The 13,943-nt window shown below is 69.6% G+C and carries 10 protein-coding genes; 4 read left to right on the top strand and 6 right to left on the bottom strand.

Features of this window, described 5'->3' with window-relative positions; genetic code table 11:
* Positions 1 to 101: 101 nt before the first annotated feature.
* Both AB0I94_RS15315 and AB0I94_RS15310 read right to left on the bottom strand, forming a co-directional pair.
* Complete coding sequence (locus AB0I94_RS15315; RefSeq protein WP_190082440.1) at positions 102 to 341, bottom strand: hypothetical protein; 240 nt, start codon at positions 339 to 341, stop codon at positions 102 to 104.
* Positions 341 to 670 carry a winged helix-turn-helix domain-containing protein gene (locus AB0I94_RS15310; RefSeq protein WP_363310042.1) on the bottom strand — a complete coding sequence of 110 codons (330 nt, stop codon included), beginning with the start codon at positions 668 to 670 and terminating at the stop codon, positions 341 to 343. The genes AB0I94_RS15315 and AB0I94_RS15310 overlap by 1 nt, the downstream gene beginning before the upstream one ends.
* A 206-nt stretch (positions 671 to 876) precedes the next feature.
* On the opposite strand from AB0I94_RS15310, the gene AB0I94_RS15305 reads away from it, so the two are divergent.
* The 3 genes from AB0I94_RS15305 to AB0I94_RS15295 all read left to right on the top strand — a co-directional run bounded on the left by AB0I94_RS15305 (position 877) and on the right by AB0I94_RS15295 (position 6,753).
* The gene (locus AB0I94_RS15305) at positions 877 to 3,153 is read left to right on the top strand and encodes an MMPL family transporter (protein WP_363310041.1); all 2,277 of its coding nucleotides are present in this window, start codon (positions 877 to 879) and stop codon (positions 3,151 to 3,153) included.
* A gap of 61 nt (positions 3,154 to 3,214) precedes the next feature.
* Positions 3,215 to 5,263 (top strand): APC family permease, encoded by a 2,049-nt coding sequence (locus tag AB0I94_RS15300; protein WP_363310040.1) that lies wholly within the window; start codon positions 3,215 to 3,217, stop codon positions 5,261 to 5,263.
* Between the two features lie 107 nt (positions 5,264 to 5,370).
* The gene (locus AB0I94_RS15295; RefSeq protein WP_363310039.1) at positions 5,371 to 6,753 is read left to right on the top strand and encodes a class I SAM-dependent RNA methyltransferase; all 1,383 of its coding nucleotides are present in this window, start codon (positions 5,371 to 5,373) and stop codon (positions 6,751 to 6,753) included.
* Positions 6,754 to 7,160: 407 nt separating this feature from the next.
* On the opposite strand, the gene AB0I94_RS15290 is transcribed toward AB0I94_RS15295, so the two are convergent.
* Together AB0I94_RS15290 and AB0I94_RS15285 are read right to left on the bottom strand one after the other, a co-directional pair.
* A complete protein-coding gene (locus AB0I94_RS15290; protein ID WP_363310146.1) occupies positions 7,161 to 8,984 on the bottom strand; it encodes a discoidin domain-containing protein in 1,824 nt (607 codons plus the stop codon).
* Positions 8,985 to 9,163: 179 nt separating this feature from the next.
* Positions 9,164 to 10,978 carry a coagulation factor 5/8 type domain-containing protein gene (locus AB0I94_RS15285; protein WP_363310038.1) on the bottom strand — a complete coding sequence of 605 codons (1,815 nt, stop codon included), beginning with the start codon at positions 10,976 to 10,978 and terminating at the stop codon, positions 9,164 to 9,166.
* Between the two features lie 449 nt (positions 10,979 to 11,427).
* Between AB0I94_RS15285 and AB0I94_RS15280 the strand changes: the two genes are divergently transcribed.
* Complete coding sequence (locus tag AB0I94_RS15280; RefSeq protein ID WP_363310037.1) at positions 11,428 to 12,480, top strand: LacI family DNA-binding transcriptional regulator; 1,053 nt, start codon at positions 11,428 to 11,430, stop codon at positions 12,478 to 12,480.
* A gap of 24 nt (positions 12,481 to 12,504) precedes the next feature.
* Here the strand turns inward: AB0I94_RS15280 and AB0I94_RS15275 are convergent, their stop codons facing one another.
* Both AB0I94_RS15275 and AB0I94_RS15270 read right to left on the bottom strand, forming a co-directional pair.
* Positions 12,505 to 13,005, bottom strand: coding sequence for an ATP-binding protein (locus AB0I94_RS15275; protein WP_363310036.1), 501 nt, complete (start codon positions 13,003 to 13,005; stop codon positions 12,505 to 12,507).
* On the bottom strand, positions 13,002 to 13,865 hold the full coding sequence (locus AB0I94_RS15270; protein ID WP_363310034.1) for an MEDS domain-containing protein: 864 nt from the start codon (positions 13,863 to 13,865) through the stop codon (positions 13,002 to 13,004). Before AB0I94_RS15270 ends, AB0I94_RS15275 begins: the two co-directional genes overlap by 4 nt.
* Between the last annotated feature and the right edge of the window lie 78 nt (positions 13,866 to 13,943).

The raw sequence follows: 13,943 nt of genomic DNA, 5'->3' as shown, positions 1-13,943 counted from the left end.
TTGCTCAGGCTGAACGGTAAAAGCGTCTCAGACCGACGCCCAAGCTACACACGCACGGTCCGCGGAGGGCACCCCCGTGCACCTGCCGGTGCGCGCGGGTCTCAGTCCACGCTGCGCAGCAGGCCCTCGACGTTCTTGAGCCGGTAGCTGAGCTCGACGATCTGCAGCCGCGCCGCTTCCTGCTCGGACCTGGCGCGTTCGACGACCTCGCGGTACTGCTCCATCGCCTCGGCCCACTGGCGGTCGCGCTCGCGGTTGCGCTGCGACTGGAAGTAGGCGACCGACACGACCGCGCCGGCGAGTATCAGGAAAAAGGCGACCGGGATGATCACGTCGTCCATTAAGACCCCTCAGGTGAGTGCTGTCCTGCCTCGTCGGACGCGTCCTCCCGGACGGCCGCAAGGATCGTGTCCACGTTCAGGCGCACGTCGAACGGCGCCAGTTCGAAGTACTTGAGCGCCTTGCCGTCGTCGGAGAGCTCCAGGCGGCCGACGACGAGACCGGCCTTCTCCAGACGTTCGAGGTGCATGTAGAGCAGGGGCCGCGAGACACCGAGCCGCCGCGCCAGTTCGCTGACGTACAGCTGTCCCGGGGCGAGCTCGGTGATGATCCGGATCCGCTGGGTGTGGCCGACAGCGGAGAGGAAGACGAGCAGCTCCTCGCTGTCCATGGCCGCCTTCTCGCTGTCTTCTCGCTGGTCCCGAATCCTGTCAGCCAAGACTTACGCATGACGGGAACCACTGTCAATCTTCGTCTCCGCAGTCTCCGCAGTCTCCGATTACGGTTGACGGCTCGTTCCTTCACCTGTCAGTCTCCACTTACACATGAAGGACAGTGCGGAGCCTGGGCTCGGCTCGTGAAGGGGCGGGGATGGTCATGAGAAAGCGATCGGTCACGGTGGGCGTGGCGCGGTGGAGCGCGCTGCATCCGGGGCGCGCGATCATCGGCTGGCTGGTGTTCGTGGTGCTCTGCCTGGGAGGCGGTATCGCCGCAGGCATGAACAGCGCGAGCAGTGAGGACTACCGCGTGGGGGAGGCGGGGCGCGCCGAGGCGCTCGCCACCGAGGGCGGCGTCCAGATGCGGCCCACGGAGCAGGTGTTGATCCGCGCCGAGTCGGGACCCCTCGACCAGGCGGCAGCCGGCGCCGCCGTCAAGGACATCACCGCCCGGATGAAGTCGCTGCCGGAGGTCGCGTCGGTCGCGGCCCCGGTCCGCTCCGAGGACGGACGCACCCTGCGGGTCCAGGTGGAGCTGAACGGGCCGGAGCAGGACGGCAAGAAGAACGTCATCCCGCTCCAGGCCCAGACCGAGCAGGTCAAGAAGGCCCACCCGGACCTGGTGATCGAGGAGACCGGCGCCGCCTCCGTCAGCAAGGGCGTGAACGACCAACGGGGCGAGGACCTCGCCTTCTCCGAGACGATCACGCTCCCCATCACGCTGATCACGCTCGCCTTGGTCTTCGGCTCCGTGGTCATGGTCGGCGTACCGCTGCTCCTCGCCATCACCTCGATCATGGCGACCATGGGGCTCACGATGCTGGCCTCGCACCTGCTGCCCGACACCGGCGTCGGGATGAGCATGATCCTGCTCATCGGCATGGCGGTCGGCGTCGACTACACGCTCTTCTACCTCAAGCGCGAACGCGAGGAACGGGCCCGCGCGGGCGGGCGCCTCACTTCGGAAGCGCTCGTCGAGGCCGCCGCCGCGACGGCGGGCCGCGCGATCGTGGTCTCCGGACTCGCGGTGATCGTCTCCACCGCCGCCCTCTACCTCGCGGGCGACGTCATCTTCGACTCCCTCGCCACCGGCACCATCCTGGTCGTGGGCGTCGCCGTGATCAGTTCGGTGACCGTGCTTCCCGCGCTGCTGGTCAAGCTCGGCAAGCGCGCGGAACGCCGGGCGCTGAAGCGGCAGGCGCAGGGCAAGCCGGTGCGGACGTACGGCGAGAAGAAGCCCGGACGTGCCTGGAACGCGCTGCTGACCCCGGCCCGCAAGAGGCCCGCGCTCACCCTGGGCCTCTCCGTCCTCGTCCTGCTCGGCCTGGCGCTGCCCGCCCTGGACATGAACCTCAAGGACCCGGCGCGCGACAGTTTCTCGCGCGACATCCCTGCCATGCAGGGGTACGACCGGCTGCTCGACGCCTTCCCCGAGCAGCGCATCCGGCACCAGGTCGTGGTGCGGGCCAAGGCGTCGCAGGCCACAGAGGTGCGCGACGCCCTGACCGCGCTGGACCGCAGGGCGCAGGCCGACCCGCTGTTCTCGCACCCCTCCGATGTGCCGCTCCTGCGCTCCTCAGAGGACCGCAGGACCACCACGCTGGAGCTCAACGCCCCGCACGCCACGTACTCCGACAAGGCCGTCGCCACCCTCGACCACCTGCGCGAGGACCATCTCCCCGCGACGGTCGGCAAGCTGCCCGGCGTCGAGACGGCCGTCACCGGCGAGGTGCCGCGCGGCACGGACTACGTGGAGCACCAGAACGAGAAGCTGCCGCTCGTCCTCGGCTTCCTGCTCCTGATGACCTTCGCCATGACGGTCTTCGCGTTCCGCTCGGTCGTCCTCGGACTCCTCGGCATCGTGCTCAACCTGCTCTCCGCCGTGTCCGCGCTCGGACTGCTCGTCCTGGTCTTCCAGGGCAAGTGGGCCGAGGAACTGCTCTCGTTCGTCTCGCTCGGCGGGATCTCCTCGCGGGTGCCGCTCTTCCTCTTCGTGATCCTCTTCGGGCTCTCGATGGACTACCAGGTGTTCGTGGTCAGCCGGATCCGGGAGGCCGCGCTGAACGGGGTACCCACCCGGCAGGCCGTCATTGAGGGCATCGGCTCGTCGGCCAAGGTCGTCACCAGTGCCGCGATCGTCATGGTCACCGTCTTCGCGAGCTTCGTGATGCTGCACATCCTGGAGATGAAGCAGATGGGCTTCGTCCTCGCGGTGGCCGTCCTGCTCGACGCGTTCGTGATCCGCATCATGATCCTGCCCGCGGCGCTGCTGCTCCTCGGGCGTGCCACCTGGTGGCCGTCCCGAGCGATCCGCCGCGCCGAGCAGCGGACGGCCGAGCGGTACGGGGCGCGGGGGGTGCCAGAGGCACCGCAGGCCACCGACGGGCGTCCGCTTTCCGGGCATTGGGCGGAGCCGCCGGCGGCGCGTCGTGGCTAACCGGCGCGGTTAGGGGGTGGTGGGTGGGCGGGCCCCCATTCGAACGCTTACGATCCTCTGCGTGTCCAAACTGACCGACGTGCCCAAACGGATCCTCATCGGGCGCGCACTGCGCAGCGACCGGCTCGGAGAAACCCTCCTGCCGAAGCGCATCGCTCTACCCGTGTTCGCGTCCGACCCGCTCTCCTCCGTGGCCTACGCGCCGGGGGAAGTGCTCCTAGTCCTCTCGATCGCGGGTGTGTCGGCGTACCACTTCAGCCCCTGGATCGCTGTCGCGGTCGTCGTGCTGATGTTCACCGTCGTCGCGTCGTACCGGCAGAACGTGCACGCCTACCCGAGTGGTGGTGGCGACTACGAGGTCGCCAACACCAACCTCGGCCCCAAAGCCGGACTCACCGTCGCGAGCGCCCTGCTCGTCGACTACGTCCTGACCGTCGCCGTGTCGATCTCATCGGGCATCGAGAACCTCGGCTCGGCGGTGCCGTTCGTCGTCGAGCACAAGGTGCTCTGCGCCGTCGCCGTCATCGTGCTCCTCACGGTGATGAACCTGCGCGGCGTGAAGGAGTCCGGGAAGCTCTTCGCCATCCCGACGTACGTCTTCGTGGCCGGCGTCTTCATCATGATCGCGTGGGGTGCCTTCCGCGGCATCGTCCTCGACGAGTCGATGAAGGCGCCCACCGCGGATTACGAGATCAAGCCCGAGCACGGGGGCCTGGCGGGCTTCGCGCTTGTCTTCCTCCTCCTGCGGGCCTTCTCCTCCGGCTGTGCCGCGCTCACCGGCGTCGAGGCGATCAGCAACGGCGTCCCGGCCTTCCGCAAGCCCAAGAGCAAGAACGCCGCGAGCACCCTGGCGCTGATGGGCGCCCTCGCCGTCACCATGTTCTGCGGCATCATCGCGCTCGCCATGACGACCAAGGTCCGCATGGCCGAGTATCCGGGCAAGGACCTCTTCCACAACGGGGTGCCGGTCGGCGCCGACTACGTCCAGAACCCGGTGATCTCCCAGGTCGCCGAGGCGGTCTTCGGCCACGGCAGCTTCCTCTTCATGATCCTCGCCGCCGCCACCGCCCTTGTCCTCTTCCTCGCCGCCAACACGGCCTACAACGGCTTCCCGCTGCTGGGCTCGATCCTCGCGCAGGACCGCTACCTGCCGCGTCAGCTGCACACCCGCGGAGACCGGCTCGCGTTCTCCAACGGCATCGTGCTGCTCGCGGGCGCCGCGGCGCTCCTCGTCGTCATCTACGGCGCGGACTCGACCCGCCTGATCCAGCTCTACATCGTCGGCGTCTTCGTCTCCTTCACGCTCAGCCAGATCGGCATGGTCCGGCACTGGAACCGCCATCTGCGCAAGGAGAGGGACCAGGCCAAGCGGCGCCACATGATCCGCTCGCGGGCGATCAACACCTTCGGCGCCTTCTTCACGGGCATGGTCCTGGTCGTCGTACTCGTCACGAAGTTCACGCACGGCGCCTGGGTCGCGCTGCTCGGCATGGTGATCTTCTACGCGACGATGTCCGCGATCCGCCGTCACTACGACCGGGTCGCCGAGGAGATCGCCGCCCCGGACACCCCGTCCGACGACAGCGTGCGCCCCTCGCGCGTGCACTCCATCGTCCTGGTCTCCAAGATCCACCGCCCGACGCTGCGCGCCCTGGCCTACGCCAAGCTGATGCGCTCGCACAACCTCGAAGCGCTCAGCATCAACGTCGACCCGGCGGAGACCAAGGTGCTCAAGGAGGAGTGGGAGCGACGCGGCATCACCGTGCCGCTGAAGGTCCTCGACTCGCCCTACCGCGAGATCACCCGGCCGATCATCGAGTACGTGAAGAACCTGCGCCGGGAGAGCCCGCGCGACGTGGTCAGCGTGATCATCCCGGAGTACGTGGTGGGCCACTGGTACGAGCATCTGCTGCACAACCAGAGCGCGCTCAGGCTCAAGGGACGGCTGCTCTTCACCCCGGGCGTCATGGTGACGTCCGTTCCCTACCAGCTCGACTCCTCCGAGGCCGCGAAGAAGCGGGCCCGGAAGCGGTCGGAGTGGAACGCGCCGGGCGCGGTGCGGCGGGGGCCGGTGGAGAAGCGCCCCAAGGAGCCGAGCAACAAGGCCTGAGCCCTGCTTCTGGTGAGCGGCCGGACAACACCCAAGTAGACTGGTGGGCTGTTGTCCGGCCGTTTCCTTTCGGCCGATCCCCCCTTACGTAGTGGAGTCACCCCGCCATGCAGGCAGAACCGAAGAAATCGCAGGCGGGGAACTCGGAGGAGGGCTCGCGCTCGGAGGGCTCGCAGGCAGCCTCCCTCGTCGGGCAGGAGTACGAGGTCGAGGTGGGCCCCGTCGCGCACGGGGGCCACTGCGTAGCCCGCACGGCGGAGGGCCGCGTCCTCTTCGTCCGCCACACGCTCCCTGGCGAGAAGGTCATCGCGCGCGTGACCGACGGCGACGAGGAGAGCCGCTTCCTGCGCGCGGACGCGGTGACGGTCCTCGACCCCTCCAAGGACCGAGTCGAGGCTCCCTGCCCGTACGCGGGCCCCGGCCGCTGCGGCGGCTGCGACTGGCAGCACGCGAAGCCGGGCGCGCAGCGCCGCCTCAAGGGCGAGGTCATCACCGAGCAGCTGCAGCGCCTCGCGGGGCTCACCCCCGAGGAGGCCGGCTGGGACGGCACGGTCGTCCCGGCGGAGGGCGACAAGCTGCCCCCGGGCGAGGTCCCCTCCTGGCGCACGCGCGTCCAGTACGCGGTCGACCCCGACGGCAACGCGGGCCTGCGCCGCCACCGCTCGCACGAGGTGGAGCCCATCGAGCACTGCATGATCGCCGCTCCCGGGGTCTCCGAGCTGGGCATCGAGAAGCACGACTGGTCCGGCATGGAATCGGTCGAGGCGATCGCGGCCACGGGCTCCCAGGACCGCCAGGTCATCCTGGAACCGAAGCCGGGCGCGCGCCTGCCCCTCGTCGAGCTGGACAAGCCGGTGTCAGTCCTCCGCATCGCCGAACAGGACGGCGGCGTCCACCGCGTCCACGGCCGCCCCTTCGTCCGCGAGCGCGCCGACGGCCGCACGTACCGCGTCGGCAACGGCGGCTTCTGGCAGGTCCACCCGAAGGCCGCGGAGACGCTCATGCTGGCCGTCATGCAGGGCCTGACCCCGCGCAAGGGCGACACGGCCCTGGACCTCTACTGCGGAGTGGGCCTGTTCGCCGGCGCGATCGCCGACCGGGTCGGCGAGAAGGGCGCGGTCCTCGGCATCGAATCCGGCAAGCGAGCCGTCGAGGACGCCCGCCACAACCTCGCCGCCTTCGACCGCGTCCGCATCGAACAGGGCAAGGTCGAGGCGACTCTGCCGCGCACCGGCATCACGGAGGTCGACCTGATCGTCCTCGACCCGCCGCGCGCGGGCGCGGGCAAGCAGACGGTGAAGCACTTGACGGGCCTGGGAGCACGCAGAATCGCGTACGTGGCCTGCGACCCGGCCGCACTGGCACGTGACCTGGGGTACTTCCGCGAGGGCGGCTACCGGGTGCGGACGCTGCGGGCGTTCGATCTGTTCCCGATGACGCATCATGTGGAGTGCGTGGCGATTCTTGAACCGATCAAGGAAGACAGCTGACCTACTGCCCGATGCCTGTTCCGATCACGCGAGCGGAAGTCTTATCCTCGGCTGAGGAGTGAGGACGCAGCTGTGTGGTCGCACCGGTGACCGTCCTGCACCCTTCTGCTCGACGCCGACCGGACATGCCTGCGGGCCAGCAGGAGCCGCATCACCGACGACGCGGCTCCTGCCAGAGCCCTTCGTGGTGGGACATCCCGCATCCCACCCATGGAGGGCACCGCGCGAGGAAGCGACGAGGGGGAGCCTCGTTCCTCGCGCCCCGAGCGGCCGTCGCCACCCAGTGCGCGGCGGCCGCCGTCAATCAGCCGCTCCTATCGCACGGTCACGACATTACTCCGCCTTACCTTCACCGTCCGCACACAAGTGCGGAGTTGGTGTGAACCGTTGTGCCTCGGGGATCCGCCTCACCCCTTCTGCTCCACCCGCACCCAGTCGACCTCCGCTCTGACCCCGCCCCGCGCGATCTTGTCGACGCTGGACTGGGGCAGACCCCAGTACGGCTGGGTGACTTTGTTCCAGCCGGCCGGGTAGGCGCCGCCGAGGGCGAGGTTGAGGATGACGTACTGGTCGTGGTCGAAGACCCACTCGCCGCGGGTGGACTCCAGTTTGTTGCGCGTCGTCTCCTGGACGAGACGGTCATCGACGTAGAAGCGCATGGCCGTCGGTGTCCACTCCACCGCGTACGTGTGCCACTGGTCGGCCCTGCCGCCGTCCGGATAGGTCTGGCGGGCGCCGATGTTGCCGTCCGCCGAATAACCGGGGCCGTGCAGGGCGGAACTCGTCCAGTCCGCGTAGCCGATGTTCTCCATGATGTCGGTCTCGCCGGAAGCGGGCCACGAGACGTTCGGGTCGTCCACGTCACTGCCCAGCATCCAGAAGGCGGGCCAGAACCCGTCGCCGACCGGCAGTTTCATGCGCGCGCTGACCTTGCCGTACGTGAAGTCGAACTTGGTGTTGGTGTCGACGCGGCCCGAGGTGAAGTCGTAGGTACCACCACCCGCGGTGGTGCAGTTGTCGCAGTAGTCGGCCTCGAGGACCAGACTGCCGTTCTCCGTACGGATGTTGTCCGTCGAGTCGACGTACGCCTGCGACTCGCCGTTGACCGGCCCCATCTCCTGGCCCGTCCTGACGACACGCCACTTGGAGCGGTCCAGGCTCCCGGTCGTGAAGTCGTCGAAGAACGTCGTCCTGTACGCCCCCGACTGGTCGCCCGGCAGCGCCGGATACGCGGCGGACGCGCTGCCGCCCGTTCCCCACACCTGGAACTCGTACAGGGAGTAGCCGAATTGAGCGGTGGCCGGGGCCGGGTTGTGGAAGGACCGGCGCTCCTTCCCCAGCATCCGTACGTAGCGGCCGGCCGCGGGCTGTGAGAGCCGCACGCTGTCGTGCCGGCCCACCGCGTCGGCGGGAGACTTGACGTCCGCCCGGCGCGCGGCGACCTCCGCGGCGGAGGGTTTGTGGACCGTGCGCCAGTTCTGGTTGTCGTCGGAGACCTGGAGTTCGTAGTCGACCGCGTAAGCCGCCTCCCAGTACAGGTCCACGGTGTCGATGGTGGAGCGTGCCCCCAGGTCGACCGAGATCCAGCGATTGGCGTTCCAGTCGCTCGACCAACGGGTCTGATCGGCCTTGAGGTCCCTGGGCCAGCCGCCGTCGGTCGCGTAGGACGGTGAATTGCCCGCGTGCTGATACCGGTTGGTGTAGGCGGGGTGGTTCAGGGCCAGGTTGGCGCGGGTCGTCGAGGCCGGGGCGGGTTCACCGCCGTAGACCTTGAAGGCGTGCAGCGAGTAGCCGTAGGGCGTGGCACGCTCGACGCCGCGCATCCTGACGTAGCGGCCCGTCACCTCCTGGGGGTAGGTGTGGGCGGTGACGGAGCCTCCGGTGCCCGCCGTCTCGGTGTAGAAGGGGGTCCAGTCGGAGCCGTTCTTGGACACCTCCAGGGCGTACTTCTTGCCGTACGCGGCCTCCCAGTCCAGTACGACGCGGTCGACGCGAAGGGTGGCGCCGAGGTCGATGCGTATCCACGCGTCGTCGGTGAACTGGCTGGACCAGCGGGTCGAGGCGTTGCCGTCGAAGGCGGCGCCAGGGCCGGCGGTGCCCGCCTCGTTGCCGGACGCGGTCACGGAGGACGGGTTCGCGGTGTACGCCTCGGCGGCGCGGTCGGTGTCCCAGGCCGCTGCGGCGACCGCGCCGGGAGGGTCGGCCGGAGCGGCGGAGGCCGAACCGGCCATCAGGGTCAGGACACAGGCCGTCGCCAGCGCGACGACCGGGGTGAGTCTCCTTCTCCGGGGGACGCCGGATATTCGGGAGACGCGGGTTCTTCGGGGGGTGCCGGTTCTTCGGGGGGTGCTGGAGCGCATGCTGCTCTCCTCGCGGGTGGGTGAGTGACTGGCCCGGGCTGTCCGGTGGTTCAGGGGAAGGAGACGACCGTGGACGGCACCGTGCCGGAGCCCGATGTGGGAGCGCCGGTCGCGTTGATGACGTGTGCGTACTGGCCCTTGCCGCCGAGCGAGACGACGAGCAGGTGGTGGAATTTCACGCCCGGTTTGTTCGGCGCCGCGAAGCCGTGTTCCTGCACGATGGTCGGGTCGACGTTGTAGTAGCAGTAGCTGCCGAGCCCCCACCCCTCATGGGTGTTGACGGAGTCGGCGACCTTGTACGAGGCGTAGCCCCTGAGGCTGCCGTTCTGGATCGCGGCCTGGTTGGGGGCGTCGTACGCCTTCTCGTTCTGGTAGAAGATCGTGCGCCCGCGCTCGCCGTTCCACTGCACGTCGTACTTGTTGAAGTGCTCCACGAACAGGCCGGTCGCCAGCACGTCCGCGCCGTTGACGACGACGCCGTAGTCGGCCCGGTTGGTCTCCCAGCCGACGCCGTCGCCGTGGTCGGCGCGCCAGACCCAGGTGTGGTCGACGATGGTGTGGCGGCTGTTGACCACCATGCTCGTGGTGGCCTTGCCCGCGCCCGCGCCGCCGATGCGGATGAACACGTCCTGGACGGTGGTCGGATTGCCGACGTGCGAGGCGCTCGCGCCCGAGGGGCCGACCTCGACGAGCGTGCGGGAGTTCCGCGTCCCGGCGTCGACCAGGAACCCGGCGAGCCGCACGCCGTCGACGTCGGCGGTCTTCACCGCGGTGACTCCGTTGTCCGGGATGAGGGTGGCGTAGCCGATGCCGAGGACGACGGCGTCGGCCCTCTTGACCTCGATCGGCCGGTCGAGGTGGTAGATGCCGGGGGTGAGCAGGAGGTGCAGCCCCTGGGCGAGGGCGGCGTTGAGGGTGGCCGCGCTGTCGCCCGGCTTGGCGAGGTAGAAGGCGGAGAGGGAGAGCGCCTGCCCCTGCGGGGTGCCGTGGCCCCAGCTGGTGCCGCGGGCGTTGGTGCGCAGGGCGGGCAGGAAGACCTTGTACTCCGTGCCGTCCAGGTAGAGGAAGGGCTTCTCCCGGGAGTACGGGGTGTTGTTCAGGGTGGTGTAGGGCGGGTTGGGGAAGGAGTCGCCGGGCGCGCCCTCCACCCCGGAGAACACCATGTTCCACACCGCGTTCAGCCAGCCGCCGATCGAGCTGTCACGGGTGTACCACTGCTGCTGGGAGTACGGCTGGACGGTGCCGTCGATGCGGCTGTCGGCGATGTATCCGCCGCTGGCCCAGCCGTAACCGTTGGGGGCGAGGTTCAGGTCGCCGCGGATGTGCATGCGGCGGAACGGGGCGGCCTGAGAGACCGCCCAGCGGTTGGCGCCGCTGACCGGGGAGAGGGAGAGGTTCTCGGCCGAACGCCAGAAGTTCTGCGTGGCGTTTCCGTTGAACCAGCCCGCGTCGACCGTGACGTCACCGTTGAAGTGAGTGTCGTCGGGGGAGAGGCCCAGGCCCATGATCGAGGTGTAGAAACCGATCTGGGCGTTGAGGCCGCTGTAATGGCCGGGCTTGAACAGCAGGGCGTAGCGGGCCGTGCCGAACTGCGCGGACTCCTGCTTCCTGAAGATCTCGTCCAGTTTGGCCTGGATGCCGCCGGTGGACGGGTCGAAGACGATGACGTTCGGGCCGAAGTCGGGGGCGAGGGCGTTCGCGGGCCGTGGTCGGCGGGCGGCGGCGGACTGCTCCGAGGACGCGTCGGGAGCGGCGACCGCCTGGGAGGCGAGCAGGCCGGTGGCCGGGACCGCCAGCGCGGCGGCCAGGGCGGAGCGGCGGGAGAGGGTGGATCTCGCGGCGGGCACAGGCTGGTGCTCAGACATGGCAAGTCCTTCTGTTCGCTGGGCGACGGGTGCGCTGAAGTGCTGGTGGTGGGGGGCAGCACCGCCCGGAGCGGGGGAGCAGCGCCGCCTGGAGTGGCGGGGCAGCGCCGCCAGGAGTGGTTGGGGCGGAGCGGTGCCGCATGCGTTCGGTTCACGTGCCGGACTTACGTTCAGGACCTGAACGGTGATCGCTGAGAGAGCGCTCTCTCGCGTTGGATAGTTGTGTCTGGGACAAGGCGCGTCAAGGGGGTGCGCACGATGTCGCACTGACTGGGCGGGAAGAAGTCAACTAGGTACCTGTCTGGGCAAGTTGAAACCGATCGCTCGCGCCTGAGCGATATGTCCGACGGTGCGACGTGCCGTACAACAGCCGCCGTGGAGACGCGAGGTGACGTTGCATCAGAAAGGTGCGCCGAACGCACGCCCGCCCCGGTTGCTATAAAGGCCCCGTGACTGCCGACGCCCTGCGCCCAGCCCGCCCCGTGACCCTGGAGGACGTGGCCCGGACCGCCGGGGTGTCGCGCGCCACCGCCTCCCGGGTCGTGAACGGCGCGCCCACCGTCGACCCGGTGCTGCGCCGCAAGGTGGAGGAGGCGGTCGAGGCCACCGGCTACGTCCCCAACCAGGCCGCCCGGTCCCTGGTGACCCAGCGGACCGACTCCATCGCCCTGGTCGTGTCGGAGCGGGAGCGTCGGCCCGTCGAGGCCCCCTTCGTCGGCCGGATGTTCACCGACCCCCACTTCGGCCGGGTGGTCGGCGGCCTCCTGGACGTGCTGCGCCCGGCCGGGGTCCAGATGGTCCTGATGCTGGTGGACGACGACACCTCGCGCAGGCAACTGCTGTCGTACCTGCGCCAGGGCCACGTGGACGGCACGGTGCTCGTCTCCTCGCACGCCTCCGATCCGCTGCCCCGGCTGCTCGCGGAGACCGGCCTGCCCGCGGTGCTCGCGGGTCGCCCGGCTCAGCCGGTCCCGCTGCCGTACGTGGAGGTGGACCAGCGGGCGGGGGCGCGGATGGCCGTCGACCGTCTGGTGGCCGGGGGCCGACGTGTGATCGGCAGCATCGCGGGACCGCAGGACATGCCGGCCGCCCAGGAACGCCTCCAGGGCTTCCGCGACGCGCTGGCCGCGCACGGCATCACCGAAGCGCCCTGGGCGGAGGCGGATTTCACCCGGGCGGGGGGCGCCGAGGCGACCCGGCGGCTTCTTGCCGAACGCCCGGACCTGGACGGTGTGTTCGTCGCGTCGGACCTCATGGCGCAGGGCGCGCTGCAGACCCTGTTGCGGGCGGGCCGACGGCTGCCGCGGGACGTGGCGGTGGTCGGCTTCGACGACAGCGAGGCCGCCGGTGCCTGCGAGCCCGCGCTGACGACGGTGCGCCAGCCGGTCGAGGAGATGGCCGCCGAGATGGCCCGGCTGCTGCTGGGCCGGATCAAGCAGCCGGGGAACGCGCCGCTGTCGATGGTGTTCCGTCCGGCGCTGATCGAGCGGGCGTCGGCATGAGCGGTGAAGGCGGTGCGGCCCGGCTCAGGAGAGCAGCGCCACCAGCGTGACCGTGGTCCCGGCCGGGCAGACCGCGATGTCGAAGTGGTCCGTGAGGGTCTGGGCGAGCCACAGACCCCTGCCGCTCTCGGCCTCGTCCCCGTCGGGAAGGGTGGCCGACGCGCACGGCTGCGCCCGGGACAGCCCCTGTCCGCTGTCCCCGATGACGCACCGCAACCCCTCGGGCGTGTGCGTGAGATGGATGCGGCCCTTGCCACCGCCGTGCACGACGGCGTTGCTCGCGACCTCGTGCACGGCGAGCACGAAGTCGCTGAGCCGGGGGTCGCAGAGACCGGCGTCCTCGGCGCGGCGGGTGACCTGGTGGCGCAGCCGAGCCAAGTCGCCCATGGTGAACGGCAATTCAAGCGATGACGCCCTGACCGGTGTGGAGGCGAGTTTGGCGTCGATGTGATCCCGGTGTGGGGCCGGATCACCGCCGTTGTCGTCGTTGCCGATTCCGCGGTTGAGGATCACTTCGCGGATCACCCTTCTCCCAGGACCAGTTGAGGCACTTCGACGGCTCCGCAGAGCCGTATCACTCTGTCCTGCTCGGGCCGGGAGCGGACCGCGAGGAGGTGGTCGCGGGGCAGCCCACCCGCGAGCCGCACCAGCGTCGATGCGGCGTGTACGTCCATGAAGCACAGCTCGGAGAGATCGAGCAGGCCGGGCCGGTCCGGGCCGGTCAGGGCGCGCGCGAGCGCCGAGTCGAATTCCTCGCGCGTGGCGAGGTCGACGTCTCCGGCGACCCGCAGCTCGGTGCCTGTCCGGGTGATGTCCAGGGCGCCCAGGTGGCGCAGGACCTGTTTGGGATGGGCGCCGCGGACTCGGTCGAGGAGTTCGCCGCCGTACTTGCGCCGGTCGTACTCGCAGATGGCGGTGAACCCGATCTCCGCGAAGAGCGGTGAGAGCCCGGTCTCGTACTCGACCAGGAGATCCTGGTCGACGCCCGGCTCGGTGGCCCAGCCCATGTCGCCGACCGCCCGGATTCCGGAGAAGCCGTCGTGGCGTGCCTTGTCGGTCAGCTCCACCCAGGTGGCGGCGCGTTCGACGGGGTCGAAGCCGGTGACCGGGTCGTACCCGGGGACGTCGTTGACCACGACGAGGCGGCCGTCCATGAGTGCGGGGCCCAGCGGAAAGCCGCCCGCACTGAGCTGCTCGGCCGCGACGGCGGGTGTGGTGGCCCGGTCGGTGAAGAACACCACCTGCTCGCCGCGCGACAGGCCGATGTCGGCGTACGCGGCACGGAGTTCCCAGCGGGTTTCGTCATCGTCGAATCCGAGGCATGCGTGGTCCCCGGAAGTCATACGGGTGACGGAGACCGTCCTGGTCGCAGAACTGGCATCCATGGGGCAGAGCCTAGGGTCCGCGCGAGGCGGCGCGCCCGTGGTGATCATTGTTGACTGAAGTCGTTCCAATCGCTCGAC

The sequence above is a fragment of the Streptomyces sp. NPDC050147 genome (genome assembly GCF_040660195.1).
Taxonomy (GTDB): Bacteria; Actinomycetota; Actinomycetes; order Streptomycetales; family Streptomycetaceae; genus Streptomyces.
This window is presented reverse-complemented; position numbering and strand designations above follow the sequence as displayed.

Bases quoted from the DNA above. Each gene is read 5' to 3' on its own strand.
- AB0I94_RS15315 (WP_190082440.1), bottom strand. From the start codon at position 341: ATGGACGACGTGATCATCCCGGTCGCCTTTTTCCTGATACTCGCCGGC.
- AB0I94_RS15310 (WP_363310042.1), bottom strand. From the start codon at position 670: ATGGACAGCGAGGAGCTGCTCGTCTTCCTCTCCGCTGTCGGCCACACC.
- AB0I94_RS15305 (WP_363310041.1), top strand. From the start codon at position 877: ATGAGAAAGCGATCGGTCACGGTGGGCGTGGCGCGGTGGAGCGCGCTG.
- AB0I94_RS15295 (WP_363310039.1), top strand. From the start codon at position 5,371: ATGCAGGCAGAACCGAAGAAATCGCAGGCGGGGAACTCGGAGGAGGGC.
- AB0I94_RS15290 (WP_363310146.1), bottom strand. From the start codon at position 8,984: ATGGCCGGTTCGGCCTCCGCCGCTCCGGCCGACCCTCCCGGCGCGGTC.
- AB0I94_RS15285 (WP_363310038.1), bottom strand. From the start codon at position 10,978: ATGTCTGAGCACCAGCCTGTGCCCGCCGCGAGATCCACCCTCTCCCGC.
- AB0I94_RS15270 (WP_363310034.1), bottom strand. From the start codon at position 13,865: ATGGATGCCAGTTCTGCGACCAGGACGGTCTCCGTCACCCGTATGACT.